General features: G+C 42.8%; 24 protein-coding genes and 2 tRNA genes. 12 read left to right on the top strand and 14 right to left on the bottom strand.

What is annotated here, in order from left to right; translation table 11 throughout:
- Window positions 1-16 precede the first annotated feature (16 nt).
- From hemW to ACEQZT_RS07825, 3 genes are all read left to right on the top strand, one after another.
- Window positions 17-1,147, top strand: coding sequence for a radical SAM family heme chaperone HemW (gene hemW, locus ACEQZT_RS07835; protein WP_370088876.1), 1,131 nt, complete (start codon window positions 17-19; stop codon window positions 1,145-1,147).
- A gap of 70 nt (window positions 1,148-1,217) precedes the next feature.
- Window positions 1,218-1,583 carry a hypothetical protein gene (locus tag ACEQZT_RS07830; protein WP_370088875.1) on the top strand — a complete coding sequence of 122 codons (366 nt, stop codon included), beginning with the start codon at window positions 1,218-1,220 and terminating at the stop codon, window positions 1,581-1,583.
- A gap of 54 nt (window positions 1,584-1,637) precedes the next feature.
- Window positions 1,638-2,729 carry a YARHG domain-containing protein gene (locus ACEQZT_RS07825; protein WP_370088874.1) on the top strand — a complete coding sequence of 364 codons (1,092 nt, stop codon included), beginning with the start codon at window positions 1,638-1,640 and terminating at the stop codon, window positions 2,727-2,729.
- 10 nt (window positions 2,730-2,739) lie between these two features.
- On the opposite strand, the gene ACEQZT_RS07820 is transcribed toward ACEQZT_RS07825, so the two are convergent.
- Window positions 2,740-3,450 (bottom strand): LytR/AlgR family response regulator transcription factor, encoded by a 711-nt coding sequence (locus ACEQZT_RS07820; protein WP_370088873.1) that lies wholly within the window; start codon window positions 3,448-3,450, stop codon window positions 2,740-2,742.
- A gap of 18 nt (window positions 3,451-3,468) precedes the next feature.
- The gene (locus ACEQZT_RS07815; RefSeq protein ID WP_370088872.1) at window positions 3,469-4,512 is read right to left on the bottom strand and encodes a sensor histidine kinase; all 1,044 of its coding nucleotides are present in this window, start codon (window positions 4,510-4,512) and stop codon (window positions 3,469-3,471) included.
- Between the two features lie 190 nt (window positions 4,513-4,702).
- Between ACEQZT_RS07815 and ACEQZT_RS07810 the strand changes: the two genes are divergently transcribed.
- Window positions 4,703-5,008, top strand: a complete 306-nt coding sequence (locus ACEQZT_RS07810; protein ID WP_370088871.1) for a hypothetical protein — start codon at window positions 4,703-4,705, stop codon at window positions 5,006-5,008.
- On the opposite strand, the gene uvrA is transcribed toward ACEQZT_RS07810, so the two are convergent.
- The 3 genes from uvrA to ACEQZT_RS07795 are packed head-to-tail and all read right to left on the bottom strand — an operon-like array spanning window position 4,995 to window position 9,493.
- On the bottom strand, window positions 4,995-7,817 hold the full coding sequence (gene uvrA / locus ACEQZT_RS07805; RefSeq protein ID WP_370088870.1) for an excinuclease ABC subunit UvrA: 2,823 nt from the start codon (window positions 7,815-7,817) through the stop codon (window positions 4,995-4,997). The two genes, ACEQZT_RS07810 and uvrA, sit on opposite strands and share 14 nt — an antisense overlap.
- Window positions 7,818-7,833: 16 nt before the next feature.
- Window positions 7,834-8,565, bottom strand: coding sequence for a TIGR00730 family Rossman fold protein (locus tag ACEQZT_RS07800; protein WP_370088869.1), 732 nt, complete (start codon window positions 8,563-8,565; stop codon window positions 7,834-7,836).
- Between the two features lies 1 nt (window position 8,566).
- A complete protein-coding gene (locus ACEQZT_RS07795; RefSeq protein ID WP_370088868.1) occupies window positions 8,567-9,493 on the bottom strand; it encodes a TIGR01777 family oxidoreductase in 927 nt (308 codons plus the stop codon).
- Between ACEQZT_RS07795 and ACEQZT_RS07790 the strand changes: the two genes are divergently transcribed.
- Together ACEQZT_RS07790 and ACEQZT_RS07785 are read left to right on the top strand one after the other, a co-directional pair.
- The gene (locus ACEQZT_RS07790) at window positions 9,492-10,070 is read left to right on the top strand and encodes a hypothetical protein (RefSeq protein ID WP_370088867.1); all 579 of its coding nucleotides are present in this window, start codon (window positions 9,492-9,494) and stop codon (window positions 10,068-10,070) included. The genes ACEQZT_RS07795 and ACEQZT_RS07790 overlap by 2 nt on opposite strands.
- A gap of 59 nt (window positions 10,071-10,129) precedes the next feature.
- Window positions 10,130-10,525 carry a lysozyme inhibitor LprI family protein gene (locus ACEQZT_RS07785; protein ID WP_370088866.1) on the top strand — a complete coding sequence of 132 codons (396 nt, stop codon included), beginning with the start codon at window positions 10,130-10,132 and terminating at the stop codon, window positions 10,523-10,525.
- A 54-nt stretch (window positions 10,526-10,579) separates the two neighbouring features.
- Here ACEQZT_RS07785 and ACEQZT_RS07780 read toward each other — a convergent pair whose 3' ends face one another.
- From ACEQZT_RS07780 to arsB, 8 genes are all read right to left on the bottom strand, one after another.
- Window positions 10,580-13,441: a TonB-dependent receptor domain-containing protein gene (locus ACEQZT_RS07780; RefSeq protein ID WP_370088865.1), complete on the bottom strand. Its 2,862-nt coding sequence runs from the start codon at window positions 13,439-13,441 to the stop codon at window positions 10,580-10,582.
- A gap of 82 nt (window positions 13,442-13,523) precedes the next feature.
- A complete protein-coding gene (locus ACEQZT_RS07775) occupies window positions 13,524-14,711 on the bottom strand; it encodes a hypothetical protein (protein ID WP_370088864.1) in 1,188 nt (395 codons plus the stop codon).
- 223 nt (window positions 14,712-14,934) lie between these two features.
- Entirely contained in the window at window positions 14,935-15,930 is a 996-nt protein-coding gene (locus tag ACEQZT_RS07770) for an AAA family ATPase (RefSeq protein WP_370088863.1), read from the bottom strand.
- 95 nt (window positions 15,931-16,025) lie between these two features.
- Window positions 16,026-17,351: an NAD(P)/FAD-dependent oxidoreductase gene (locus ACEQZT_RS07765; protein ID WP_370088862.1), complete on the bottom strand. Its 1,326-nt coding sequence runs from the start codon at window positions 17,349-17,351 to the stop codon at window positions 16,026-16,028.
- Window positions 17,352-17,405: 54 nt separating this feature from the next.
- Window positions 17,406-17,999 (bottom strand): protein-tyrosine-phosphatase, encoded by a 594-nt coding sequence (locus tag ACEQZT_RS07760; RefSeq protein ID WP_370088861.1) that lies wholly within the window; start codon window positions 17,997-17,999, stop codon window positions 17,406-17,408.
- A gap of 74 nt (window positions 18,000-18,073) precedes the next feature.
- A complete protein-coding gene (locus ACEQZT_RS07755; protein WP_370088860.1) occupies window positions 18,074-18,493 on the bottom strand; it encodes an ArsI/CadI family heavy metal resistance metalloenzyme in 420 nt (139 codons plus the stop codon).
- Window positions 18,494-18,559: 66 nt separating this feature from the next.
- The gene (locus ACEQZT_RS07750; RefSeq protein WP_370088859.1) at window positions 18,560-18,883 is read right to left on the bottom strand and encodes an ArsR/SmtB family transcription factor; all 324 of its coding nucleotides are present in this window, start codon (window positions 18,881-18,883) and stop codon (window positions 18,560-18,562) included.
- Window positions 18,884-18,906: 23 nt separating this feature from the next.
- Window positions 18,907-19,953, bottom strand: coding sequence for an ACR3 family arsenite efflux transporter (gene arsB, locus ACEQZT_RS07745; protein WP_370088858.1), 1,047 nt, complete (start codon window positions 19,951-19,953; stop codon window positions 18,907-18,909).
- A 58-nt stretch (window positions 19,954-20,011) separates the two neighbouring features.
- On the opposite strand from arsB, the gene ACEQZT_RS07740 reads away from it, so the two are divergent.
- The 6 genes from ACEQZT_RS07740 (at window position 20,012) to ACEQZT_RS07715 (ending at window position 23,450) form a co-directional block, all read left to right on the top strand.
- Window positions 20,012-20,662 carry a DUF4230 domain-containing protein gene (locus tag ACEQZT_RS07740; protein WP_370088857.1) on the top strand — a complete coding sequence of 217 codons (651 nt, stop codon included), beginning with the start codon at window positions 20,012-20,014 and terminating at the stop codon, window positions 20,660-20,662.
- Between the two features lie 65 nt (window positions 20,663-20,727).
- Entirely contained in the window at window positions 20,728-21,543 is an 816-nt protein-coding gene (locus tag ACEQZT_RS07735) for a 1-acyl-sn-glycerol-3-phosphate acyltransferase (protein ID WP_370088856.1), read from the top strand.
- A 117-nt stretch (window positions 21,544-21,660) separates the two neighbouring features.
- Window positions 21,661-22,590 carry a GNAT family N-acetyltransferase gene (locus ACEQZT_RS07730; RefSeq protein ID WP_370088855.1) on the top strand — a complete coding sequence of 310 codons (930 nt, stop codon included), beginning with the start codon at window positions 21,661-21,663 and terminating at the stop codon, window positions 22,588-22,590.
- 80 nt (window positions 22,591-22,670) lie between these two features.
- Window positions 22,671-22,743: transfer RNA gene (locus ACEQZT_RS07725), tRNA-Gly, on the top strand.
- A 128-nt stretch (window positions 22,744-22,871) separates the two neighbouring features.
- Window positions 22,872-22,956: transfer RNA gene (locus tag ACEQZT_RS07720), tRNA-Leu, on the top strand.
- Between the two features lie 323 nt (window positions 22,957-23,279).
- Window positions 23,280-23,450 carry a hypothetical protein gene (locus tag ACEQZT_RS07715; protein ID WP_370088854.1) on the top strand — a complete coding sequence of 57 codons (171 nt, stop codon included), beginning with the start codon at window positions 23,280-23,282 and terminating at the stop codon, window positions 23,448-23,450.
- Here ACEQZT_RS07715 and mutS read toward each other — a convergent pair.
- The gene (mutS, locus tag ACEQZT_RS07710; protein WP_370088853.1) at window positions 23,447-26,053 is read right to left on the bottom strand and encodes a DNA mismatch repair protein MutS; all 2,607 of its coding nucleotides are present in this window, start codon (window positions 26,051-26,053) and stop codon (window positions 23,447-23,449) included. The two genes, ACEQZT_RS07715 and mutS, sit on opposite strands and share 4 nt — an antisense overlap.
- Between the last annotated feature and the right edge of the window lie 15 nt (window positions 26,054-26,068).

Here is a 26,068-nt window from a genome sequence, read left to right as displayed (position 1 = left end):
AATTTAGCTCCAAATCATGGCAGGTATTTACATCCACATTCCTTTTTGCCGACAGGCGTGTCATTACTGTGACTTCCACTTTAGCACCAACCTGAAGACGCAGGGGGAGATGGTAAAGTCCATTGCCACAGAGATTCGGAATCGAAAAGATTACCTCAACGAACCTGTAAAAACAATCTACTTCGGGGGTGGCACACCCTCACTTTTGAATGTGCAGCAGCTTCACCATCTACTACAAACCATCAGTGATAATTTCAAGGTGGTAGATGGGGCCGAGGTTACACTAGAAGCAAATCCTGAAGATCTTACTTTAGAGAAATCGAAAATGCTTCTGGCCTCAGGCATCAACCGTCTGAGTATTGGTATGCAGACGTTTGACGAAACTAAACTTCAGTGGATGAATCGTGCACACTCCTCAACTGAAGCGAGAAAAGCATATGAAAATGTTCGAAAAGCAGGATTTAAAAACATCTCACTGGACTTGATCTACGCCATCCCTGATCATGATCAAAGCGCCTGGGAGACAGACATCAAATCCATCACCGAGCTGCAGCCCGAACACATTTCCATGTACGGACTCACCATCGAAGAGAAGACCGTTTTTGGAAAGTGGGAGGAGCAAGACAAGTTGGTGCAGGTGCCTGAAGATGAAGCGGCCAATCAGTACCTGTATGCGATTGATTATTTGAAGGATTCCGGATACATACAATACGAAGTTTCCAATTTTGGAAAGGAGGGGTTTTACTCCCGACACAACAATGCCTACTGGGCGGGTGTGCCCTACCTGGGTGTTGGACCAGGGGCTCACTCTTTTGATGGCTCATCAAGGAGATTCAATGTTCGAAACAATGCACGCTACATCAAAGCAATCAATGAAGGCCTGTCTTTTTCTGAAACGGAAATACTTTCTGAAACACAAAGGCTGAATGAACAGATTCTCACTCAGCTAAGGACAGCTAAGGGACTGGACTTAGAGACATTCGAAAAATCGAGTGGGAAATCACTGGCCCAGCTTCATGCTGCCTTCATTGATGAAATGAGACAAAAAGAGCTAATCGAGATTGAAGATAATTGCCTCCGTCTCAAGCCGCTCGGCTTTTTGGTTGCGGATGAAATTGCCTTGCGGATGTTTTTTCCAGAGGAATAAATTTCATAACTACCCTCCTATCAAAATATCATGGGATAATGCGCCTTTAGCCCTACTTTTGCGAACGCACATGGACGCAACGACTAAAAAAGCCCTTCTACTACTCAAATCACTGATCTTTCACTATCACGGCCTGGACGATGAGGAAAGAGAGATGCTAGAGCAGACGGCCTCCAAGATGCAGGCAGCTGATGAAATGGAGTGGGCTAATAAGTTTATAGCCGAAGATTACCTCTCAGCTTTTGAGCGTTCGCGAGAGTTTCTCTCCAAGGTGTTTTCTAAGATGAGTGAGTTTGAGCGCATCAAACACCTGATGGAGGTGTGGGAGGAAACCCACAAAAAAGGCTATGTGACCGAGATGGAAACCACCGCGATCCTGACATTATCTAAAGACTGGCATGTAGAAAAACAGTTTTTGGAGATGGTGAAGGATTGATATCATTCGCGGAATATTCAAATTTATTTTAATCAAAACCATTATTTTCGAATAATGAAGTATTGTGTCATTTTATTCTTTATTTGTCCTGTTCTTTGTTTAAGTCAAGCAGTTCTACCAGTTCAGCAGCCCATTCCAGAATTCGCACTAAAAGGAAAGTCCGCTAATGAATTGAGAATTATGAGGAACGAGATTTTTGCGCGCTATGGTTACATATTTAATTCTGAAGACCTAGCTAACCATTTTAATACTAAAGCATGGTATTCTCCAATAAATTCAAACGTCGATGACCACTTAACTAATGTAGATAAATCAAATATTGAATTGATTTTGAGGTTTGAAAATCTCGCCAAAAAACAATCATTTCAACCAACAATTGAAAGTAAGACGGATGCTTATTTCAGAGTCATTAATGATCCAATAACGGGAGATAAGCTCGAAATTTCCAGGAATGTAACTTTTCATAGACACTATAAATTTGGCACAATTAGAAAAATAATTGAAAGAACCTTTACCGGGGCTGAGAAAAATCCTACAGTTATATACTCTGAAACGATTGACTCTAACAGTCATTATTGGGCGACAACTAAATATTTTGATGATTTAAAATTCGAAACCGACTTTTACCATGCTATAGAGTATGGTTGCTGTGGTGCCGAAAATTATGGGGAGCTTTATAGCTACTCTTCAGATGAACCTATTCTCAAATTCAATAATGATTTCTTTTTTGTTGACATTCCAAATAGTAAAATTGAAATGTTTATTGGGTATAGTCACCAAGAATTTCGAAGGGATGGTTTATCAATTGCAAAACTCTCCTTATCCTCATTAGAAGGAGTAATTAGTACAATTACATTTATAGCCAAAGATCAGAGAACTAAAGAAGATTTGCCTTGGTATTGGACCCCAAAAATTGAACTACGATCCGATGACGAAAAGAATCAAATTATTACAGATTTGAATGAGATCAGGTTGTGGGGATGTGATTTCGCAAAAACCCTCAATGACATAAATGGTTTTTCAGTTTTTGTTGAGTTTCAACACGAAGGATCAGGAAAAATTAAAAATTATGAAATTCCAATCACAAAAGGGAAGTTTTATGGACTTAGTCAATCAGACACAGAAATAATTTTAGATTTTGATTAAGCTTTCACCCTTACAAACTCATCATCTCCCTAAACCTCGCCGACTGCCTTCGGCTTACTTCTATTTTTTCGCCTCCTTTTAGCTGTACCAGCAAGCCTCCATTAAACCACGTGTCGATGGATTCCACCCAGCCCAAGTTGATGATGTGCTTACGGCTGGCACGGAAAAAATGACGGTCATCCAGCCGCTCATCAAGCGCATTAAGCGACTTGTGAATCATGGGTTTGAACTTATCAAAATAGACTTTGATGTAGTTGCCATCAGACTCGAACAAGCGCACATCCTCCAGTTTCACGAACCAGCACTTGTCCCCATCTTTGACAAATACCTGATCCTTGCTGCTTAGCTTCTCGTCTTTTGCAGATTTTTTTGACGCCTTAATAGTGACTTTATTCAGCGCTTCAGTAAGCCGCTCCGGCTGTATGGGCTTTAGCAAATAATCAAGCGCATTGTATTCAAACGCCTTCAACGCAAATTCGTCATAGGCCGTGGTGAAGATAACCTGCGGTACACGCTCCATGTCTTCCAGCATTTCAAAACCTGTTTTGCCCGGCATTTGGATATCCAAAAAGACTACATCAGGGTCTTGCTTTTCTATCTTCTCGATGGCCTCATCAGGATTGGCAGCCTCGTCTATTATTTCTATTTCCGGGTGGCTGGCCAGAAGAGAGGTCAGTTCTTTTCTTGCCAGTCTTTCGTCATCTACAATAATCGCTTTCATATTCGTCAGGTTGAAAATCTATTCCAGATCCCTCATGGTTTGATCAAAATGTGGGATTGTGATAGAAGTTAATACAGTGTCTTTTGTTTCGTTTCTAATTTCAAATTTGGCTGCCTCTCCGAAAATAAGCTCCAGTCGCTTCTTGGTGTTTTCCAACCCAAAGCCCTCTTCTGCCACATTCGCATTCGCAAGCTGTCCGGTATTACGGATTTGCAGTATCAGTTGTTTTCTCTTCACCACCGTGGTGATGCTGATCTCCCCTCCGTCCTTTAAGTTAGATATTCCGTGCTTAATTCCATTCTCCACCAGTGTTTGAAGCATCAAAGGTGGTATCATGTATTTGCCTGAGTTTCGATCGATATTAAACTTAGTGGTCAATCGTTCTTCATAGCGTATCGATTCCAGAGCCAGATAATCCATGACCGTTTTTAGCTCTTCAGTAAATGGAATCAGCTTTTTTCGGTCGCTTATTAGTGAATTTCTGAGGATATGGGAAAGTTGTGTAATAGACTCTTTGGACTTTCGTGGGTTCTCATCCACCAGCGCGCGGATGCTGTTTAGCGCATTGAAAATAAAATGTGGATTTAGCTGTGCCTTTAGGTTAATCAGCTCCACCTCACGTGCGGCAGTCTCCGCCTTCAGCGACTTATTATACCGCTCCACATAGTGGAAGGCAAAATAAAAAATGGTCCAGATGAAGTAAACCGCCCAGGAGCCAAGCGTGTTGATCAGGATGGTCAAAACCATCAGATCGGCTTTAGAAAGGCTGCCAGTGAAGTACTCGATGATGAGTAGATAGCCATAGTTTAGCACACTCAGCAAAAACGTGACCGCCAGCAACCGGGGGATTAAAAAGCTAAGACGATAATTGAGCCACCCATTTTTTACAATGATATTTCTAAAAATGTGGGTGGAAACGATAAAATAGATGACCTGATAGCCCACGCCAAATACCTGCGACATGTCGAATCGTTCGGCTATGGTATACAGGAAAATCTGGATGAAGCCGTAAATCCCCCAACCTAAAATCTGGCATAACCAATATATTTTGCTCTTCGTCATCCGGGGCTAAAGCTACAAAATCAGGTTTTATAAAAATCCAGAAACTTCATGGGTGAAAACATACGCTGATGAGTGGTTTTTTAACAAATCATTAACGCTTAAGGCGGTTTTATTAATGATAATTAACAAACCTGCGCCTTAATTCATCGTAATGTAGACAGGACTAAACTCAAATAAATAAAGACTAAAAATGAAATCACTACTCTTAATTTTAGCGCTATCAGCCACCGCTTTTGTAAGTACAGCCGAGGCGCCACAGCATATCGATCGAGGATTGAATATGCAGTTAGATACCGATCTGGTATTCCAGCAAATGGTACGAATCTATAGCTATGAAGGTGAGCTTGTTCGGGAATTTCCCGTTTCTGCAGTAGCCAATAATCAGATCAGCGTAGTAGATCACATGATTTTGGAAGATAGCGATTTTGCCTTTGATGATAGAGGCGACTATTACTACTTTGGAGACTCTGAAAACATTCAGGCTATTGTAAACTGAGCTCTTCTTTCAGAAACTTCGCAGTATAACTTTTTTTGACTTTCACGATCTCTTCCGGAGTGCCCTGGGCAATTATTTCCCCACCGGCAGAACCTCCCTCCGGACCCAGATCGATGATGTAATCCGCCACCTTAATCACGTCCATGTTGTGCTCAATAATGAGTACCGTGTTTCCTTTATTCACCAGCTTTTGAAGAACATCCAGCAGGTGTTCTATGTCTTGAAAGTGCAAGCCTGTTGTAGGCTCGTCCAAAATATAAAATGTTTTACCTGTGTCTTTTTTGGAAAGCTCACTTGCCAGTTTCACACGTTGAGCCTCTCCACCCGAAAGCGTAGTGGCATGCTGACCAAGCGATATATAGCCAAGACCCACTTCATCCAGTGTCTTGAGTTTCCTTACAATTCGAGGTTGGTTTTCAAAGAATTCAACCGACTGTGACACGGTCATATCCAGCACGTCTGAAATCGATTTTCCTTTGAATCTTACCTCAAGCGTTTCCCGATTGTAGCGCTTGCCTTTACAGGTTTCACATGGCACGTGTACATCCGGAAGAAAATCCATTTCGATCAAGCGCATGCCTCCACCCCCACAAGTTTCGCATCTGCCTCCTTTTACATTAAATGAGAATCTTCCGGGTTTGTAGCCTCTGATTTTTGATTCAGGAAGCTGGGCGAAAAGGCTTCTGATCTCTGAAAAAACTCCGGTATATGTTGCCGGATTAGATCGTGGTGTCCGCCCGATAGGTGACTGATCCACTTCGATGATTTTATCGAACTGATCAATTCCCTCGATTTTTTTATACTCAAGCGGCTCCTGTCTGCTTTTGTACAGGTGCTTTCGCAAAATTGGGTAGAGTGTTTCATGGATCAACGTCGATTTACCGCTTCCTGAAACTCCGGTGACCAGAATCAAATTGCCCAGCGGCAGTTTCAAATCAACTCCTTTCAGGTTGTGGCCCTTTGCTCCATAGAGTTCCAGCCACTTACCATTCGTGCCTCTGCGCTCTTTCGGAATTTCGATTTTGCGTTTGCCATTTAGATAATCAGCAGTAGAACTGCCCAGCTTCAAAAATTCTTGCGGATTCCCCTGAGCCACCACATGCCCGCCATGCCGTCCTGCTCCCGGCCCAATATCCAACACCTCGTCGGCCTCAATCATCATGTCCTTGTCGTGTTCCACCACGATGACTGTGTTGCCAAAATCTCTCAGATCTTTTAAAGCCTGAATCAACTTCACATTGTCCCGCTGATGAAGCCCAATGCTGGGCTCATCCAAAATGTAAAGGACATTTACCAGCTGTGTACCAATCTGAGTGGCCAGCCTGATTCGCTGAGCTTCTCCCCCGGATAAAGTTTTTAGTGGTCGATTCAGACTGAGATAATCCAAGCCAACATCTAGTAGAAAACCAATTCGCTTTCTTAGTTCTTTCAGAATTTCGGTTGCAATCACCAGCTGGCGTTCATTTAGTCTCTCCTCCAGATTTTCCATCCACTGACCCAGCGAATGAATATCCATTTCAGCTAGCTCCCCAATGTGTTTATCCGAGATTTTATAATGTAGGGCCTCCTTCTTCAGCCGATACCCATTGCACAAAGGGCATGTCCGGGTGTCTGTAAATTCCTTTACCCAAGCTTGAATTTTTTCTGAGCCACCATCTTTTTGTTTTTCCAGAAAGTTGATGATCCCTTCGAATTTTGTATGCCAGTCTGTGCCCGGATATTTTACAGAACTGACGGCTACCGGAACACTGTCACCATACAAAAGCACATCGATGATCTCTGACGGTATTTTCTTGATAGGGGTTGAAAGATTGACCTTATTTCGCTTGAGTATCGCATCAATTTTCTTGAAGATCCAGATATCACGGTACTCACCTAATGGAGCAATTCCACCGCGACTGATACTCAAGGAGGGGTCCGGGATGACGGACTCTTTAGAGATTTCTTCGATCTGTCCCAGGCCATTGCATTCCTGACATGCGCCATACGGTGAGTTGAAGGAAAAAGTGTTTGGCGCAGGTTCGTCATAAGCGAGTCCTGTCTCTGGATCCATAAGGTTTTTGGAGAAGTGAGCGATGCTCCCATCTTCTTTCTGGATCATCATCACACCATCCCCATGACGCAGCGAGAGGTTAACTGATTCTCTGATCCGCTTTTTATCTTTTTCTGACACTTTGATTCGATCGGTTACAATCTCAATGTCATGGGTTTTGTACCGGTCCACCTGCATTTTTGGCACCAGATCCTGAACTTCTCCGTTCACTCGAACCTTGGTGAATCCTAGCTTTCTGATCTGTACAAACAGCTCTCGATAGTGACCCTTTCTCCCTTTCACCACCGGTGCAAGGAGTACCAGTTTTTGCCCGTCATAGTTTTTCAGGATCATGTCGATGATCTGATCTTCTGACTGGCGGGTCATCTTATTTCCCGAAAGGTAGGAGTAAGCCTCTCCTGCACGTGCATATAGCAGACGAAAGAAATCGTAAATCTCAGTAACCGTACCTACCGTGGATCTGGGGTTTCGAGAGGTTGTTTTTTGCTCAATGGAGATCACAGGACTCAACCCGTCGATTTTGTCAACGTCCGGGCGCTCCATGTCCCCTATGAAAGCTCTGGCATAAGCACTGAAGCTCTCCATGTATCTACGCTGACCCTCGGCATAGATCGTATCAAAAGCAAGGGATGACTTGCCACTACCACTGATACCGGTAATGACAATCAGCTTATTTCTTGGCAGGGTGACGTCAATATTCTTGAGGTTGTGCTCCCTCGCCCCAATAATCTCAATTACTTCCTCTCGCTTTTTCAATTCCTGTGACCCTGTTTTAGAAGTTAGGGCTCAAGTTGTATTTACTGTAGAAATCGTCAATCACGGCAACCGCCTCAGTGGCAGTATCAACCACATGGAACAGATCAAGGTCTTTCGGGCTGATGTTGGCCTCCATTTCCAGCATGGTATTTTTCAGCCAATCTACCAATCCTGACCAGTACTCTTTTCCAACAAGGACAATCGGAAACTGACCAATCTTCTTGGTCTGAATGAGTGTGAGTGCCTCGAAGAGTTCGTCCATGGTACCAAAACCTCCAGGCAACACGATGAAGCCCTGAGAGTACTTAACGAACATAACTTTGCGAACGAAGAAGTAATCGAAATCGATACTCTTGTCTATGTCTATGTAAATATTGTTGCTCTGCTCAAAAGGCAGGTCGATGTTCAATCCTACTGACTTTCCGCCTTGCGCATTGGCTCCTTTGTTACCCGCTTCCATGATACCAGGTCCACCACCGGTGATCACCCCATATCCATGTCGTACCACCTTAGCAGCTATTTCCTCAGCAATTTTGTAGTATTTATTGTCGGGCTTGGTTCGTGCCGATCCGAAGATGGATACACACGGACCAATTTTGGCCATCTTTTCAAACCCTTGTACAAACTCACCCATCACTTTGAATATCACCCACGAGTCTGCACTCTTAATTTCATTCCAATCTTTTTCCTTGAAGGCCTCAAGTATTCTTGCTTCCTCCTCCTTTGTTATAATCTTTTTTTCTTCCATTCTATTGTAGTAAATCTTGCAGCGCATGATCTAACGCCACATACTTAAAATTAAATCCCGCGTCCTCAATTTTTTTGCTGGACACGCGATTGCCACCCACTAATATATCTGCCATTTCACCCACAATCAATCGGAGCGCAAATTTAGGAACATTCGGCAGCCAAAGTGGCTTCTTTAGTTCAGTTGCTATTGATTTTGTGAATTCCTTGTTTGTCGCAGGTGCAGGAGACACTCCATTAAAGGTGCCAGCCTTACCATTTTCCAATATGTGAGCAAAGATGCCACAAAGGTCATCCATGTGAATCCAGCTCATATACTGATTGCCGGAAGCCAGCGGTGCTCCAACCCCAAACTTAATGGGTTTCATCATTTCGACCAGCGCACCTCCTTCATCACTCAGCACAATCCCAATTCTAACCTTAGATGTTCTGATGTTCAATTCATCAAAAGTATTTACTTCCTTTTCCCAATCTGCCACCACATCAGCTAAAAATCCATCACCCTTTTCAGAACTCTCATCAACCAACGTATCACCGCTATCCCATCCATAGTATCCAATTGCCGAAGCTGATATGAAGTGCTTGAGGTTGGGGTTAAGGACAGAAACCTTATCCTTTAGCAACCTCGTTGAGTCGATTCGGCTATTGTAAATCTCCTTCTTCCATGCATCAGACCATCGCTTATCAGAGACTCCAGCTCCCGCCAAATGAATGATCGCATCGGCAGATGTAATGGCCTCATCTTCGATCTCCATCTTTTTCACATCCCAGTAGAATGTCTGGTAGTGTTTTTGCGTTGGATTCCGAGAAAGATGATGGACGGTATATCCTTTGGAGCTGAGAAGCTCATTAAGTCTGGATCCTACCAGGCCAGTTCCGCCGGTAATGAGTACTGTTTTGATTTGGTCGTTTAGATTTGTTGAAGACATGAGAAAAATCGTTTATAAACATACTCTCGGATTCCTGCTTTTGTTTGTTTTAGGGACCTTATTTAGTCAAAATAAATATGATGCGAAAGCAACCCCAACACAGATCAGTCTGGAAGGTAAGACTTTGAAGGGATACAAAACAAATTTTGATTTCAACTGGGAAAATGTGCGCAGGGGCTGGTGGAAATATGCGCGTGAGTTTGGCACTCCGCTTAATATGAAGACCTACTATAAGGTCACCATTCCGTCGAGCACAACAGACGGCAATGTAGATCTGGAAATATTCACTCAAACGACGGAGGTAAAGGGTGGATCAGAATTCTTTCTGGGGCTTGAAAATGAAAAATATAAAGCTCAGGCCATGGCTCTGATTCTTGATTTCAAAAAGAAATATTACATCGATGTATTGGTAGCCACCATTGACCTAAACTTGAAAAAGGCAAACGAGCTGGGAGATCGATATAAAGCTGCAACTTCGGAAAAGGAACAGCAGGAATTGCTGAAAGAGATCACCGAACTGGAAAAGGAGAATGATCAACTGAAGGAGTGGATAAAGGGAATTGAGAGAGAAAATTAATTACAATTTGGTAACTCGTTTCTATTAAAAATTTTTCCTCCTTCTACTTATTTTGCTAAATGCGACAAATCAAATACTTCCTCGTTGCTATGGTTGTTTTCTCGTGCAGTGAAAACCGAGAAGACCCATGCACGGAATTTGACAAGGTGGATTTAGAAATGCTAAACCTGATCAATCAAATTAAGTCTAAACATGGAGACAATAAAAAATTTCTCAGCAACTTCAATATGGAACAGGTTTATTGGGTTCAATACAGAGATCATCATTTGAAGAGCATTTATCCGGAAGACTGGAATCGGCACTATCGTAAAGAACATGGGAAGGATGTGTTTAACCCATGTAAGTGCAAGGAAATGACTCGCTTTACCAAACGTCGGATCGAGGAATTGAAGCTCTGGTTAAATAATAATGGCCCAACAACACAAGATGAATGCCCTAGTCTATGGAATAGATAAAAAAAGGAGATGCATTGCACCCCCATTTTATCTATGATTTGAACTACCTTAATTTTAATTGAAAGAGTATCGGAAACCAACGTTAACTGTTGTTCCAATTGACCGTGCCTCGAAAGGTCTGTCTTCAACACCAAAGCTCTGATATTCCCACTCACGCTTATCGTTAAGAATATTATTCACCTTAAGGGTAAGTCTCATTTTTTCATTCTCACCGAAGGTCTTGTTAGCACTAAAGTTTACACTTGAGAACGGTACACTATACACATCTGGAATTCCATTTACTCCTCCTGTGTAGGTAAGAGTAGGGCCTTGTACGTTGTAGTACAACCCAAGTTCCAAGCCTTTTGACACACCATCATAGGACAATCCAGCATTGATGATGTAAGGAGCCTGCCCCTGAAGCTCTCGCTCTCTGGAAACATTTTCATTAGTTCTTGCTGATCTTTGTCTAGCTTCAAATTCCTGGTTAGTCATGGTGATTTGTGAAACGGACCAGGTAGTGTTTCCACTAAGGAATAAGTCGGATATTGCTGGATTAAGTACACCAAGGCTTTGTCTGATCTCTAATTCAGCACCATATACGGTAGCGTCCCCTACGTTTTGAGGCTGAAAGTTGTTGTCAGCGCCTGAAATTTGAACGATTTCGATAGGGTCATTGAATTTTTTGTAAAAACCTGACACAGAAAGAATCTGTCCTCTATCTCCAAATCGCTCCCATCTCAAATCAAAGTTATTGATGAGTGTAGATCTGATATTTCCATCCCAAATTTGATTACCCTGGTTATCCTCAATGGGGCTCAAAGAACCCAAGAAAGTTCTGCCAGTCAACGGATCATAGTACTCAATGAATGAGGCTTCTTTGAAAGAGTATCGAGCAATCGTTTTGGTGTAAGCAAATCTTACATTTTGGCTTTGGCTTAAGGAATATGTGAAATTTCCTGTAGGGAAAAGATTAAATTCATTGATTACCTCCTCATTGTTAAGAACCACTCCACTTTGGTTTTGACCAGTATAAAACTGAGAATAAGCCTCAGCCCTTAAACCGACGATAGCTTTTAGATTTTCCAAAGGAATAAATTCATTGGAAGCATATATGGAGTAGTTGCTGGTAGAAGCATCAAATTGATTAACGTTACCACCTACATATTGAGCTACGTGGAAGTTAGCATCCTCATTTGGCCAAAGGTTTTCTTCTTCCATCAACTCATTGAATGAGCCATCAAAATCGTTTTGGTTTACATCCAGGTCAAACTGACGAATGATGAAGTCCCTGTTTTTGAAAGTAGCACCAACTCCGAATTTAATGTTTGCGTCACGACCAGATATTTCATATTCTCTCTTCGCATCCAGTCTGCTTGAATAATTTATTTCATTTAGCTCTCTCCAAATTCGCTGTGGTAAACCAGAGTTTCCAGTTCCGATCTCATATTCTCCACCATTAGGAAGGACTTCATACTTTGTAAATCGAATATCTGGATCATTGATTGAAGATCTAGTTGGAGAAAATCTCCAGTTTAAAATCCATTTATCCAAGAAGTACTCGCCGGATAATAGAAGGTTCGTCATTGACTTTTGAGAATACTCAAGGTTTGACTGAATAGCATCTACATCAGTACCGATAGCTTCTGTTGTCTCTGAATTGAAAAAACCAGCTTTTGATTCACCATTTTGAAGCCGAAGAATGTTGATACGGTATTTGGAGTTATCTCGCTTCAGAGCAAATCCTGCCATTCCGCCGAGGAGTACATTTCTCACTCCATACGAACCAATCTGCTCCTCAGCTAAAACAAGCTGAGATTGATTCTGATCTATAAGATATCTGCTGAATAATGCATCGTCATAAAACTCTGAACTACTTCGATAGGTAAATGCGAAATTATAGCCTAATGTACCTAGGCTGATATCTTTTTGATTACCCGTTGCAAAACCTAAATTATAATTCATGAAGCTTGACTTTTTGGTAGCGCCAAGTTGTTTATTGAAGCCATCCAGTTGTTGCTTGTAGATCATTCCCTGCTCAGATGATGGATTCAGGATGTATGCATTCTGAACGTCAGTAACTTGTGCGTCAGAGATGTGAAGTTTTCTTGTTCCATCATCAAATCCAAGCCAATCTGTTTTTCCCCCTTCATAAGTAAGGAAATCACTATTGAAGTGCATCTGTGGGTTGAATCCCATGCCTATTTGTGCCGTTGTGGTTTTGATATCCGGTACATCCTGAGTTTCGATATTCACAAGTCCTCCTGTGAAATCAGCCGGAAGATCGGCAGTAAAAGTTTTTGCCACCACAATGTTTGAAAGCACGTTTGTTGGGAAGATGTCCATTTGCAATGTGTTTCTATCAGGATCAAGACCTGGAATTTCCATTCCGTTAAGGAGCGTCTTTGTATATCTGTCTCCGAGTCCTCTTACATATACATACTTGCCACCTTCAATGGAAACACCTGTAATTCTCTTTGCAGCAGATGCAGCATCACTATCTCCGATTTTCCGGAAGCTAGCTGCTGAAATTCCATCGATCAGGTTGGCTGACTTACGCTTTACCGTTATCATGGCTGCCTCTGTGGTATTAATAACTTCTGCTGTTACCACCACTTCTTCAAGCAACTCCACATCCTCCTTCAAGCTGATTTGATCTATTAAAGTAGTCTCATCAGCAGAAACTTGTAGCCCACTTATTGTTACTGTTTGGAATGAAACAAATGAAGCTTGTAAGTCATATGTTCCTGGTGTGGTCTGAATTTCAAATTTTCCATCAAAATCAGTGATGGCTCCAGTTGTGGTGCCTTTTATTTGCACCGTCACTCCGAAAAGAGGTTCACCGTTTGCGTCCTCTATTACTGTCCCTCGAATAATTCCTTTTTGTCCAAATGCGTTGATCGAAATAATCAAAAAGGCGAATAAAATGTATCTCATTTGTGTTAAAAATTTCTCTATCAAAATGTGCAAAAGCCCGGTGATCGCACACCGGGCCTTTTTGTCAATATGTTTGTTTCTCTTAGTACGCTCCTCTTAGTGAGGCCATAGTCCATGAGTTAAACTCAGAAGTTGTGGCTCCAACTGTTGCTGCAGATACTAGTGTTTCAAAAGCTGCATCTGCAAACTGTCCTGCAGTTACTGCAGTAGACACACCATCGTTATCCCACATATCAGCTACTTCAATGTTGGTGAATGTGCTTGTTGTAGCGTCGAAATCGTAAGAGCTACCAGTATCTTCATTCATTCCATAGAAGTATACTCCAGTGATATCTACGTTAGTATCTGAATCGGTATCGATTGACCCTCCAGCACCGCCAAGCATCACAGAGAAGTTTGTGATCGCATGTGCAGGCTCAGCTGTTCCTTCTCCTCCGTCAAGTTCAAAAGCCTTATCACCAGGGTTGATGATTAGTCCATTGTTGATGGTTCCTACATATCCCTGATCTGTATCGATTGCATCGTCACCGTTGTTCCACACAAGTACGTGATCTACATCAACAGCACCTCCGAAGAATTCAACTCCGTCATCCTGATTAGCAACCACTTCGATGTGATGAACTGTAGTTCCAGAACCTACACCACCGAAAGTAATTCCGTTGATTTCGTTTCCTTCACCAATGTTTGAACCGCCGTGTCTTACAGATACATAAGTAATTGTTCCTGAATTATCATTGTCAGCAGTTCCTCCGTAAAGACCATTTGCATCTGTTGCAGGGATACCTTCAATGTTTGTTGATTCAGCATCACCTGAAACTGAGATAGTAGCATTACCTAAAACAATAAGGCCACCCCAAAGCCCGTCCACATCAGCGGAAAGGTTCGGACTGTCGATATCACCTGGCTCAATTTCATCAGCAATAGAGGTCATGATGATTGGAGCAGCTGCAGTACCTTGAGCGTTTAGCGTAGCGCCTCTTGCAATAATTAAGGCTGTTGCGTTTGCTCCTGTTCCTGCTTTTCCTTTGATAATCGTACCTGCTTCAATAGTAAGTGTAGCACCAGATTCAACAGCAATTCTTCCAGCTAATACATAAACAGAATCAGAAGACCATGTTGTATTCGCGGTGATGTTGTTTTCAACAAGCACACCCAAACCACCTTCCAATTCGTTTACCGGTACCTCTATGGTCGTGGTATCATCATCTCCACAAGAAACCACCATGAGGGCTCCTGTTATCAACGTTGCGATTGCAAATAATTTTTTCATTTCAGTTTTGCGATTTAAATATTTTGATAGATCAATTTGTGATCGCAAAATTGAATTTCAGATGTTACCTGAGGTCGTTCTGGCTGTTATGAAAGGATTAACGATTGCCGCATTTTGTTAAAAGCGTATTAGGAATATTACGGGATTGTTAACAGCTCATGTTTTGGCACAAAAAAAACCTGTCAGAACAGCTCTAACAGGCTTTTTTACATAATATGAATGTCTATTTTGATATATTCACTTTAGAGAGGATAGATTTGATGATATCGTGTGTAGTGACCTCATCTGCTTCAGCTTCATAGTTTAGCAATATCCTGTGGTTCAGCACATCATCGGCAATTTCCTTGATATCCTCAGGAAGCACATAATCTCGCTGATTAAAGAATGCCATTGCCTTAGCAGCAAGATTTAGGTTGATGGATGCTCTTGGAGATGCACCAAACTGAATGTATTGCGCTTCGTCTTTTAGACCATACTCCATTGGGTTTCGCGTAGCAAATACCAACTCAATGATGTATTTCTCTACTGATTCTGAGATAGTCACCTGATTGATTTCCTGTCTGATTGAAAATATGTCTTCCTTGGTGAGCACAGTCTCGAGCTGAGGATTAAAGCTCATATTTGATATTCTTCTCATCACCTCCAGCTCATCATCTTTGCTCAAATAATCCACATGAACTTTTAGCATGAATCGGTCTACCTGTGCTTCCGGTAGTGGATAAGTACCCTCCTGATCAATAGGGTTTTGTGTAGCCAATACAAGAAACGGACGATCCAGCTTATAAGTGGTATCACCTATGGAAACAGTTTTTTCCTGCATAGCTTCAAGCAATGCGGATTGAACTTTAGCAGGAGATCGGTTTACCTCATCTGCCAGGATCAAGTTTGCGAAGATCGGTCCCTTTTTCACCTCAAACTCTGCCTTCTGCTGATTGTAAATCATCGTACCCACCAAGTCTGCAGGTAAAAGGTCCGGCGTAAACTGGATGCGTTGGAAATCTAGTTTTAAAGCATCCGCAAGTGCATTGACTGTGAGAGTTTTTGCAAGCCCGGGCACTCCCTCCAAAAGGATATGACCCTGAGTGAACAAGCCAACCAACAGTCGATTGACCATATACTCCTGACCAATAACCACTTTACCAACTTCAGAAATTACTTTGTGAATTTTCTCCTGATGCTCTTTCTGAAGATCCTTATCTACTACTACTTGCTCTTCCATGCTTTTTCGTTTCAGTTTGGCTTGCAAAAATATGACTTGATTACAAATAGAAAAGGAACCATTTGAAGTAAGGAAAAAACGGAGGATTTTCGGTGTTAAATCTTGTTAACGGACGATGGCCTCCTCAAAAATTTCCTATTGAATGTTCGAATGATCAGTCGTGTGCCTTTGTCATAGGTGAAATAACTCCACACCCAGTTATTCAAAGTGATAAGTTTATTTCTAAAACCGATGAGGTACATGATGTGTACAAACATCCAGATTAGCCATGCAAAAAATCCTTTGAAATGCATGCCATTGGGCATATCTACCACGGCTTTATTTTTTCCAATGGTCGCCATGGCTCCTTTGTCAAAGTAACTAAACGGCTCCATCTCTTTCTCTTGTATGTCCCTGGTCAAATTTTTTGCCAGATGCTGCCCTTGCTGTATGGCTACAGGTGCCATCATGGGGTGTCCATTTGGATAATCCTGAAGCTGCATCATCGCCACGTCACCAATTGCGAAAACATTGTCAGTTCCTTTCACCCTATTGAATTCGTCTACTAATATTCTGCTTCGCTCCACTGAGGTAGCATTCAGTCCTTCAACGACATTGCCTCTTACTCCGGCAGACCAGACTACCGTTGCTGTTTCTATTGTGCCATTGTTGAGTTGCACAGTGTCTCCATCATAGTCTTCTACAAAAGTGTTGAGCTGAACATTGATGCCCATCTTTTTGATGTAATTCAATGCTTCTCTGCCAGCAAAGTCACTCATTCCATTGAGAAGTCTGTCTGAGCCTTCGATGAGATGAATCTTCATCTGTGTAAAGTCCAGATCAGGATAATCCTTAGGCAGGATATATCGCTTGAGCTCAGCCAATGCACCACTAACTTCTACCCCGGTAGGGCCACCGCCAACCACCACAATATTCATCAGCTTTTCAAACTCGGCCTTATCCTTCGTCATCACAGCTTGCTCAAAATTCTGCAAGATGTGGCTCCTAATATCCAGCGCATGAACCACCCGCTTCAAAGGCAATACTTTGGGACGGAAATCTTTCTTGTTGAAATAATTAGTGACTGAACCATTTGCCAGCACCAGATAATCATACCTTAGATTCCCAACGGTAGTCTCCACCTGATTGAGAGTCGGATTTACCCCTGTCACTTTTACCATTCGAAAGAAGTAGTTGGGATTTCCTTCGAAGGACTTTCGAAGAGGACCTGCTATAGAGTCTGGCTCCAACCCGGCAGTAGCCACCTGATACAAAAGTGGCTGAAACGTATGGAAGTTATTTTTGTCCAGAAGTACCACCTGAGCCTTCGTTTTTCTCAATCCTTTAGCCAGATTGAGTCCTCCAAAACCACCTCCTACAATTACAATTCTTGGTAAATCAGTATCCGGTATCGTGAGGGAAAGATGAGCTGGAATCGGCATGATGTGATGTGTTTGCTCATAAAACAAATACCGCCAGAAATAATTCTAAAAAGTTTACTTAATTGAAGAAAATATAAAGTGCATCTCATTCGCAATCTGCATAGATCTTTGATCGTACACCTCTTCCTCATTTCCGGTACCATCAGACACTTTTGGATCCTCATAAAATAGCTTAATACGAGCATCTGCTCCGAAAACAATTGGACATTCCGCATCTGCTTCAGAACAAGTCATAATCGCTGCAAATCCCAACCCGGGATTGATAGGATCGTCAAATGTTTTTGAATAGCAGATCATTGGTGCACGTTTCTCTGAGAACTTTACCTCGTAATGGGGATTGTCCCCTTCTCCTTTTTTTATGTCAAAACCTGCTCTTTCAATCGCTGCAACTGCATTGGGATGAAAGGCTGTAGCCTCTGTACCACCGGAATAGGTTTCCACCTTCACACCATAATGATGAGCCATAGTCAGTGCCCAGATTTGACTCAGATGGCTCCTCCGTGAGTTATGGGTACAGATGAAATTGAGTTTAGGATCATCCGCTGACTTTATGTATTGAATGATATCATCCAAAATGGACCTTCGTTCAGCAGTGATTTCGACGGATATCGCCTTTTCAAGGTAGGATGCTATTCGTGGGTAGATCATTGGTATTCTTTGATTTAATAAATAAAAGGGTGGGTAACTAAACCCACCCCTAGCCCCTCCGGGGAGGGGAATTTTTAACAACAAGCTGCTGCCTGTTTCTTCTGATTCTGTTCTACATCTTCCAAGAAGTGATAGACTTCCCATTCATATCCATCCGGATCATTAACCCAGAACTTGTCCTGGATGGCATAGCAACAAGCCGTTTCTGCTTCTTCAAGTTCCACCAACTTATGCCCTCTGGCCAAATTTAGCTTTTCATTTAATTCTTCTTTGGTCTTAACCTGAATGCCGTAGTGGCCTGATGTGTTCACCTTCTCCGGATTTTGAATAAAGGAAATGGTCAATGCCGGAGCGTCCAATTCATACTTGGCGTAATCGTCCTTCACTTTAGCCGCACTTTCGTTGAAGAATTTATCATAAAACTCAAGTGTCTCGCTAATGTCACTTACAAATAATGAAATGTGCGTTCTTGGAAATACATTTTTCTGTTCCATTGTATTGCAATTTAATTATCAAACATTTATATATCGTATTATTACGATGAATTAATTTAAATTTTTTTAGCAGCAGGTTGGATCGTAACTGTCCATCAATCCCTGAAGTCGATTTTTTACTGTACTCCAAACTTCTGGATTAATGCAATAGCACATCGAGGTGCCTTCCACAGTGCCTTTGATCAAGCCGACACTTTTCAGTTCCTTTAGATGCTGAGAAATGGTAGCCTGTGCCAAACCCAATTCCTCTACCAGGTCACTATTGATGCACTGATTTGCTTTAATCAAGTGCTCAATTATTGCCACTCTGGCCGGATGCGCAAATGCCTTGGCTACCAGCGCCAGCTCGTTTTGTTCCGAGGTAAATAAATCAGTTCGGCTAACTCCCATATCGTAATATTACGATGAATAAATTATTTGGTTGCAGTGTAGTATTTTTTTCTTAGCCAGAAAGCTACTCGCACCAGTAAAATTAATGCAGGAACTTCAACAAGCGGACCTATCACACCTGCAAACGCCTGTCCCGAATTCAAGCCGAAAACCGCAATCGCCACTGCAATCGCCAACTCAAAGTTATTTCCAGCAGCAGTGAAAGCGACAGATGCGTTTTTGTCATATTCTGCTCCAACAGCCTTGCTCACAAAGAATCCAATTAGGAACATCAAAATAAAATAGATCAAAAGTGGAACAGCAATTCGGAGTACATCCATAGGAATCTCTACGATTAATTGGCCTTTTAGCGAAAACATTACCACAATAGTGAAAAGTAAAGCAATGAGTGTGACTGGTGAAATTGTAGGAATAAATGTGTTTTGATACCAGCCTTCACCTTTCAGCTTGACAAGCAGCCACCGACTTAGGATTCCGGCCAAAAATGGAATACCCAAATAAATGGCCACACTTTCTGCTATTGTCAATATAGAAATATTCACGATCGCCCCGTCAAATCCAAAGTAGGGTGGAAGTACTGTAATAAAAAGCCAGGCATAGAAACTGTACCCAAAAACCTGAAAAACGCTATTTAATGCAACCAGCCCGGCTCCATATTCGCTACTTCCTTCTGCCAGGTCATTCCATACAAGCACCATAGCAATACATCGGGCCAGACCAATCAGTATCAAACCTATCATGTACTCCGGATAGTCCTGAAGAAATGCGATGGCTAGTATGAACATCAAAAGCGGTCCGATGATCCAGTTGAGCAATAATGAGAGAGATAGAATCTTGACATTTCGAAACACTTTGGGCAATAGTGAATAATTGACCTTTGCAAGCGGCGGATACATCATTAAGATTAGGCCAATCGCAATCGGGACGTTCGTGCTTCCCGAACTCATCCCATTGACCTGATCTGCTACACCCGGAAAAAAATAGCCAATTCCGACCCCAAACAACATCGCTATGAAAATCCATAAGGTAAGATTTCGATCCAAAAAGCTCAGTTTCTTCATGTCATTCATTTATTTATCGCAATATTACAATGAATAAACAAACAATCAAAAGTTGTATCTTAAACCCATGATCAATCTGGCAAAACTGATTTTGAAAATCCTTCCATGGCTACTGACTGTTGGTCTTCTGGGATGGATGCTCATCCAGGAGAAAATGAGTTTTTCGGGAGAGCGTATTACGGAAATTGAAACAAATACCATTCTGACCAAAGTGGAGCAGCTTGGCAACATGGAGCTGGTGAAATATAATTTTCAGGAAGTCACGGAAATCAGAAAAATTGCCAATTCGATCGATTTCAAGCTATTCAAGTACAAGCCACTCCCTGACTCCAAAGGAGTGCTGATCAGCCAGGGGAGTGCTGCCGGGTGCATCGATCTCAGCAAGATAAAAATGGAGGATATCCGAAGTGAAGGCGACACCATTTACCTTTCATTGCCTGCTCCAGAAATCTGCTATTTCAAAATCGATCTGGAAAAATCCAGACTCTACGATCTACAGATTGAATACATGCGACAGGAAGATCGCAAAAACTTTGTGCAAGAGCTCTATAAGGTGGCAGAGGAGCAAATCAAAACTTCAGCCCTGGAGTCAGGCATTTTGGAGCAGACCAAAGAAAACGCCCACTCCGTACTCAGGCCCATTTTAGAAACGATTTCAGACAAAACCATCATACTAAGTTTTGAGCTGGAGCAGCCCCCGATCATTATGAATGACTAATACTTTTTGCCCATGCCCTCAAACCATTTTATCATTGCCGTTACTCAAAGTTGAAGGCACACCTGATGGAGAAATTTGTAGAAGTTCGGAAACTGATTGCTGACAAGAACCCTTCCCTGCTCAAGTGGCTGCCGGGGTTCGTGATTCGATGGGTAGAGCGGATCATTCATCAGGATCGGGTGAATGCCTTCATGTGGGAAAATAAAGATTCGGATGCGTTTGAGTTTAGTGAAGCTGCCGTCAAACTACTTAATCAAAAGCTGAGCATCAAAGGAACTGAAAACATTCCTCCAATATCTGAAAGCTGTATTTTCGTAAGCAATCATCCGTTTGGAGGTATGGATGCCATCACTATCATCCATTTACTGAAGGATGTACGACCAGATATCACCTTCATTGTAAACGACCTCCTCATGGCAGTTAAAAACCTGAAGAAAAAGTTTGTGGGGGTAAACAAAGTAGGTCGCAGCGCTGCACAATCCCTTCAAAAAGTAGAAGAGCAATTTGCTTCTGATTCTGCCACCTTTCTCTTTCCGGCCGGACTGGTTAGTCGGAAAATTGCCGGAGAAATAATGGATCTGGAATGGAAAAAAACGTTTGTCACCAAAGCCAAAAAGTATAAGAAGCCTGTGATCCCTGTACACATTGACGGACGACTGACCAACCGTTTTTATCGATTGGCCAAAATCAGAAAATTTTTAGGCATTAAATTGAATATCGAAATGTTCTTTTTGGTGGACGAGCTTTTCAAACAGGAAAACAAGGAAGTGAATATTGTGATCGGAAAGCCTATGCTGCCTGAAACATTTACCCGGGACAGGACTGATTTTGAATGGGCCCAGTGGGTTAAAGGAGAAGTGTATAAATTAAAGAATAGCTGATGTTAATAACAGCTTTTAAATAAATAACAATTCCTCCCTTGAGGGAGGTTAGGAGGGTGTTAATCAATTTTTACATCCGGGTAGTCCCCTCAAGGGACAATAAGAATAGCGCAAGAAATGCAAAACCAGCAAGATATCATACCACCAATCGATCGGGAGCTGCTAGAGCAGGAGCTCAATGAGGAGCGATTTATCAGAGATACCAATAAAGGAGGAAATAAAATCTACATTGTCAATCATCACAACTCGCCCAACACCATGCGTGAAATCGGGAGGTTGCGGGAGGTCTCTTTTCGCTATGCAGGAGGTGGTACCGGACAGGAGGTAGATATCGATGAGGCAGACACCAGCGAGCGATGCTATGAACAACTGGTGGTGTATAGTCCGGAAGACCGGGAGATTGTAGGAGGGTATAGGTTTATTACGGGTGAACGATCTAAAAACCCCGAAACAGGAGCGTTTGAGCTATCCACAGCACATTATTTCAACTTCTCCGATCAGATGAAGCAGGAATTTCTGCCATGCTCTATCGAGCTGGGTCGCTCATGGGTGCAACCGAATTATCAGCCAGCGATCAACCCACGCAAGGGCCTGTTTGCATTGATGAACATCTGGGACGGACTGGGATGCCTGGTGACGAACTATCCCGAGATCAATTACTTCTTTGGGAAGGTGACCATGTACACCAGCTACAACAAAGAAGCGCGGGACATTCTGTTGTCATTCATGGCGCACTATTTCCCTAACCGACTGGGTCTCTGCGAGCCGAAACCAGAACTAAAAGCTGGATTTGATGATACGCTTTTCAAAGAGCACTTCACCACGGAAATGAACTATCAGGAAGGATTTAAGCTTCTGCACAAACTACTCAAAGAACGCGGTGAGTTTGTCCCTCCATTAATCAACATCTACATGAGCCTGTCTGATACCATGATGACCTTTGGTACGGCCCAAAATCCGGATTTTGGAGATGTGGAAGAGACGGCTATTCTGGTAACTATTGCTGATATCCACCAGGAGGTGATTGACCGGCATGTGAATTATTAAGAAAAAAGAGCTTGGATTTGGTATTGCAATTTTGAATGGTTCATATAAATTTGCAGTCCTTTTCAAAGGAAGAAGGATAAGCGAGAGTAGCTCAGCTGGTAGAGCACAACCTTGCCAAGGTTGGGGTCGCGGGTTCGAATCCCGTCTCCCGCTCAAACAGATTGTAGATTTAAGAATTTACGATTTTAGATTTTGGCCCTTAGGGGCCATTTTTGTTAAAAGCATGTTTTGTGCTCGAAAAATCTAAAATCCAGAAATCAAAAAATCCACAATACTAATTTGCCTCGGTGGTGGAATTGGTAGACACGCAGGACTTAAAATCCTGTGACCATTGCGGTCGTATGGGTTCAAGTCCCATCCGAGGTACAAAGCCTGATTCGAATGAGTCGGGCTTTTTTTGTTGGCACCCTCCGCACAGGCAGCACCTTCACAGGCTCAGGGTGACATTCACACCTTAAAAAAGGTTAATCTAATTTTCCCTTAACAACAAATTCTTTCGATCAACACAGCCCTTTGAATCGACTAATCTCCCTATAAGATCGAAAGGAAAAACACTGCAAAATCGGCCTAGTAATTTCACCTAGATGAAATCCATGATTTACCGAGGAATTAGGCCTCAGGTTTTTTATCAGCTTTGTATTGTCCTAAGAAGACAAAAAAAATTAAACCACACTTTTAAGAATAAACATATGTTTAACGAAGAACTAGAAATGACCCTGGAATGTGCAGTGAAAGTGAGAAAGCACCTGGTGCGAATTCTTGAAGGTAGACAGGATTCAAGGTTAGAGATGCAGCTGCAATACGTAAATGGCCTGATCATGGAAGCCAACTCCATGCAAGACGAAGTGCTGGCGGCTTAAGATCCTTTTAGCACTTCTTTTAGTTCATTGAGCTTAAGCAGTGCTTCCACCGGTGAGGTGGTATTCACATCAATATTTCTAAGGATATCCAGCATGCGCTCCATGCGCGGATCCGCTTCAAACAAATTCATCTGGAACTGCTGAGTAGGCAGTTCCTCCAGTTTCTGACGGTCTTTGTCCGTCAGTTTTTCTTTTTCCAGGTGTTTCAGAATTTCATTGGCCCTAATAACGATCTCATTGGGCATCCCGGCCATCTGCGCCACATGAATACCAAAGCTGTGTTCGCTTCCACCCTCAACCAGCTTACGCATAAAGATCACTTTGTTTTCCAGCTCTTTTACTGAAACGTTAAAGTTCTTCACTCGAGGGAGATCCTTTGCCAGCTCGTTGAGCTCATGGTAGTGGGTAGCAAATAAAGTCTTGGCTTTTGCTTTTGGGTGATTGTGCAAATGCTCCACAATGGACCAGGCAATGGAAATTCCATCATACGTACTCGTTCCCCGTCCAATCTCATCCATCAGCACCAGTGAGCGATCGCTCAGGTTGTTGAGGATGCTGGCAGTCTCCGTCATCTCCACCATGAATGTAGACTCCCCGCGAGACAGGTTATCCGATGCACCCACTCGGGTAAAGACCTTATCCACCAGTCCGATTTTTGCATATCCGGCAGGCACAAATGATCCCATCTGAGCCATTAAAGTGATCAATGCAGTTTGACGAAGGAGTGCGGACTTACCGGCCATGTTCGGCCCGGTGATGATCATTACCTGCTGAGATTCATTATCCAGGTACAGGTCATTGGAAATGTACTCTTCCCCTTGTGCCAGGTTTCGCTCGATCACCGGATGGCGTCCCTCCTTGATGTCAATTACCTTTTCCTCAGAAATATTCGGCCTACAGTAGTTGTAGGATTGAGCTTGCTGTGCAAAGCACGACAGGCAATCAAGTTGCGCAATCACCTTGGCATTTTGCTGGATGGCGTCAATGTATGAGTGAGCAAACGAAACAATTTCAGCATATAGCTTTTGCTCCAACACCTGAATTTTAGATTCTGCACCAAGGATTTTTTCCTCGTATTGCTTCAGCTCCTCGGTGATGTATCGTTCTGCATTGACAAGCGTCTGCTTTCTAATCCACTCCTCAGGTACCTTGTCTTTGTGCGCATTGGACACCTCCAGGTAATAGCCAAATACTTTGTTGTAGGCGATCTTCAGGGAACTGATTCCGGTTCGCTCCGTCTCACGATCTCGGATCCCTGCCAGAAAATCTTTTCCCGATGTTGAGATAGCTCTCAACACATCCAGCTCATCATTTACACCCGTCTGAATGACATTGCCCTGATGAAGCTGAAGAGGAGCGTCATCCTTGAGTTCGCTGGCAAGCTTTTCAATCAGTTTCTCACACGGATTCAGTAGGTCGTGAAAAGCATCAAATGCCTTTTGGCCTTTCAGTAATTCACGAATCGGATGAACCTGCATCAAGCTCTTTTTGAGTTGAAGCAACTCCCTTGGATTCACCCTGCTGGTAGCTACCTTCCCAACCAAACGTTCCAGATCACCAATCTTTTCCAGATATTCATTGAGTGATGATTGAATGTCATCATCTCCGGTGAGTGCCTCCACCACATCCAATCGCTGGTCGATTTCAGGTTTACTTTTTAGCGGGAGAACCATCCATTTCCTCAGCAGCCTCCCACCCATGGGTGTCTGCGTCTGGTTGATAGTCTCTATCAATGAAATTCCGTCCGGTTGTGCGGATTGGATGAGCTCCAGATTTCGAATGGTGAAGCGATCCAGCCATACGTATTTGTTCTCCTCAATTCTGGAGATAGACTTGATGTGATTCGTTTCTTTATGTTCGGTCTCGTCGAGGTAGTACAGGATGGCTCCTGCAGCTAGCACACCTTCCGTCAACTCTTCAATTCCATAACCTTTCAGGTTTGGCACATTGAAGTGGGTTGTGAGCTTTTCGTACCCATAATCCTTACTGAAGATCCAGTCTTCCAGCGCGAAGGAAGAAAAGTGTTCGCCGTATCGAGCTCCGTACCAATCCCGATTCGGTTTGGGGTAGATAATCTCTGATGGCTGAAATCCACGAATAAGCTTATCTACATAATCTTCAGAACCTGCCGACACCATGAACTCTCCTGTGGACAAATCGAGAAATGCGACACCACTTTTTTCCTTACCGGGATAGATAGAGGCCAGGAAATTATTTTTACGCTGATCGAGTACATTATCATTCAAAGAGAGACCGGGCGTCACAAGTTCAGTCACTCCTCGTTTCACAATTCCCTTCACCGATTTTGGGTCTTCCAGCTGATCACAGATCGCCACCCGGTAGCCGGCTCGAACTAATCTGGGCAGATAGTTATCCATTGCGTGATGAGGAAATCCCGCCAGCTCCATTTCTTTCTGCGAACCATTGGCTCGTTTGGTCAGTACAATATCAAGCGCCTTACTAGCTTTCACTGCATCCTCCCCAAACGTCTCATAAAAATCCCCAACCCGAAACAAAAGCAATGCACCCGGATACTTGGTCTTGATCGCATTGTATTGCTTCATCAAGGGTGTTTCTTTTGCTTTCGTCTTTGTGCCTGCCATTGCAGATGGATCGGT

This window comes from Ekhidna sp., from assembly GCF_964218185.1.
Classification (GTDB): Bacteria; Bacteroidota; Bacteroidia; order Cytophagales; family Cyclobacteriaceae; genus Ekhidna.
Note: the sequence above shows the minus strand (reverse complement) of the source record. Positions and strands in the feature narration are given on the sequence as shown.

Coding starts and splice junctions, on each gene's coding strand:
- ACEQZT_RS07820 (WP_370088873.1), bottom strand. CDS start 3,450: ATGAAAGCGATTATTGTAGATGACGAAAGACTGGCAAGAAAAGAACTG.
- ACEQZT_RS07765 (WP_370088862.1), bottom strand. CDS start 17,351: ATGCCGATTCCAGCTCATCTTTCCCTCACGATACCGGATACTGATTTA.
- ACEQZT_RS07740 (WP_370088857.1), top strand. CDS start 20,012: ATGATCAATCTGGCAAAACTGATTTTGAAAATCCTTCCATGGCTACTG.
- ACEQZT_RS07810 (WP_370088871.1), top strand. CDS start 4,703: ATGAAATCACTACTCTTAATTTTAGCGCTATCAGCCACCGCTTTTGTA.
- ACEQZT_RS07750 (WP_370088859.1), bottom strand. CDS start 18,883: ATGGGAGTTAGCCGAACTGATTTATTTACCTCGGAACAAAACGAGCTG.
- arsB (WP_370088858.1), bottom strand. CDS start 19,953: ATGAATGACATGAAGAAACTGAGCTTTTTGGATCGAAATCTTACCTTA.
- ACEQZT_RS07715 (WP_370088854.1), top strand. CDS start 23,280: ATGTTTAACGAAGAACTAGAAATGACCCTGGAATGTGCAGTGAAAGTG.
- ACEQZT_RS07800 (WP_370088869.1), bottom strand. CDS start 8,565: ATGGAAGAAAAAAAGATTATAACAAAGGAGGAGGAAGCAAGAATACTT.
- ACEQZT_RS07815 (WP_370088872.1), bottom strand. CDS start 4,512: ATGACGAAGAGCAAAATATATTGGTTATGCCAGATTTTAGGTTGGGGG.
- ACEQZT_RS07790 (WP_370088867.1), top strand. CDS start 9,492: ATGAGAAAAATCGTTTATAAACATACTCTCGGATTCCTGCTTTTGTTT.
- ACEQZT_RS07795 (WP_370088868.1), bottom strand. CDS start 9,493: ATGTCTTCAACAAATCTAAACGACCAAATCAAAACAGTACTCATTACC.
- ACEQZT_RS07785 (WP_370088866.1), top strand. CDS start 10,130: ATGCGACAAATCAAATACTTCCTCGTTGCTATGGTTGTTTTCTCGTGC.
- hemW (WP_370088876.1), top strand. CDS start 17: ATGGCAGGTATTTACATCCACATTCCTTTTTGCCGACAGGCGTGTCAT.
- ACEQZT_RS07775 (WP_370088864.1), bottom strand. CDS start 14,711: ATGAAAAAATTATTTGCAATCGCAACGTTGATAACAGGAGCCCTCATG.
- ACEQZT_RS07735 (WP_370088856.1), top strand. CDS start 20,728: ATGGAGAAATTTGTAGAAGTTCGGAAACTGATTGCTGACAAGAACCCT.
- ACEQZT_RS07730 (WP_370088855.1), top strand. CDS start 21,661: ATGCAAAACCAGCAAGATATCATACCACCAATCGATCGGGAGCTGCTA.
- ACEQZT_RS07830 (WP_370088875.1), top strand. CDS start 1,218: ATGGACGCAACGACTAAAAAAGCCCTTCTACTACTCAAATCACTGATC.
- ACEQZT_RS07755 (WP_370088860.1), bottom strand. CDS start 18,493: ATGGAACAGAAAAATGTATTTCCAAGAACGCACATTTCATTATTTGTA.
- ACEQZT_RS07825 (WP_370088874.1), top strand. CDS start 1,638: ATGAAGTATTGTGTCATTTTATTCTTTATTTGTCCTGTTCTTTGTTTA.
- ACEQZT_RS07760 (WP_370088861.1), bottom strand. CDS start 17,999: ATGATCTACCCACGAATAGCATCCTACCTTGAAAAGGCGATATCCGTC.
- ACEQZT_RS07780 (WP_370088865.1), bottom strand. CDS start 13,441: ATGAGATACATTTTATTCGCCTTTTTGATTATTTCGATCAACGCATTT.
- mutS (WP_370088853.1), bottom strand. CDS start 26,053: ATGGCAGGCACAAAGACGAAAGCAAAAGAAACACCCTTGATGAAGCAA.
- ACEQZT_RS07770 (WP_370088863.1), bottom strand. CDS start 15,930: ATGGAAGAGCAAGTAGTAGTAGATAAGGATCTTCAGAAAGAGCATCAG.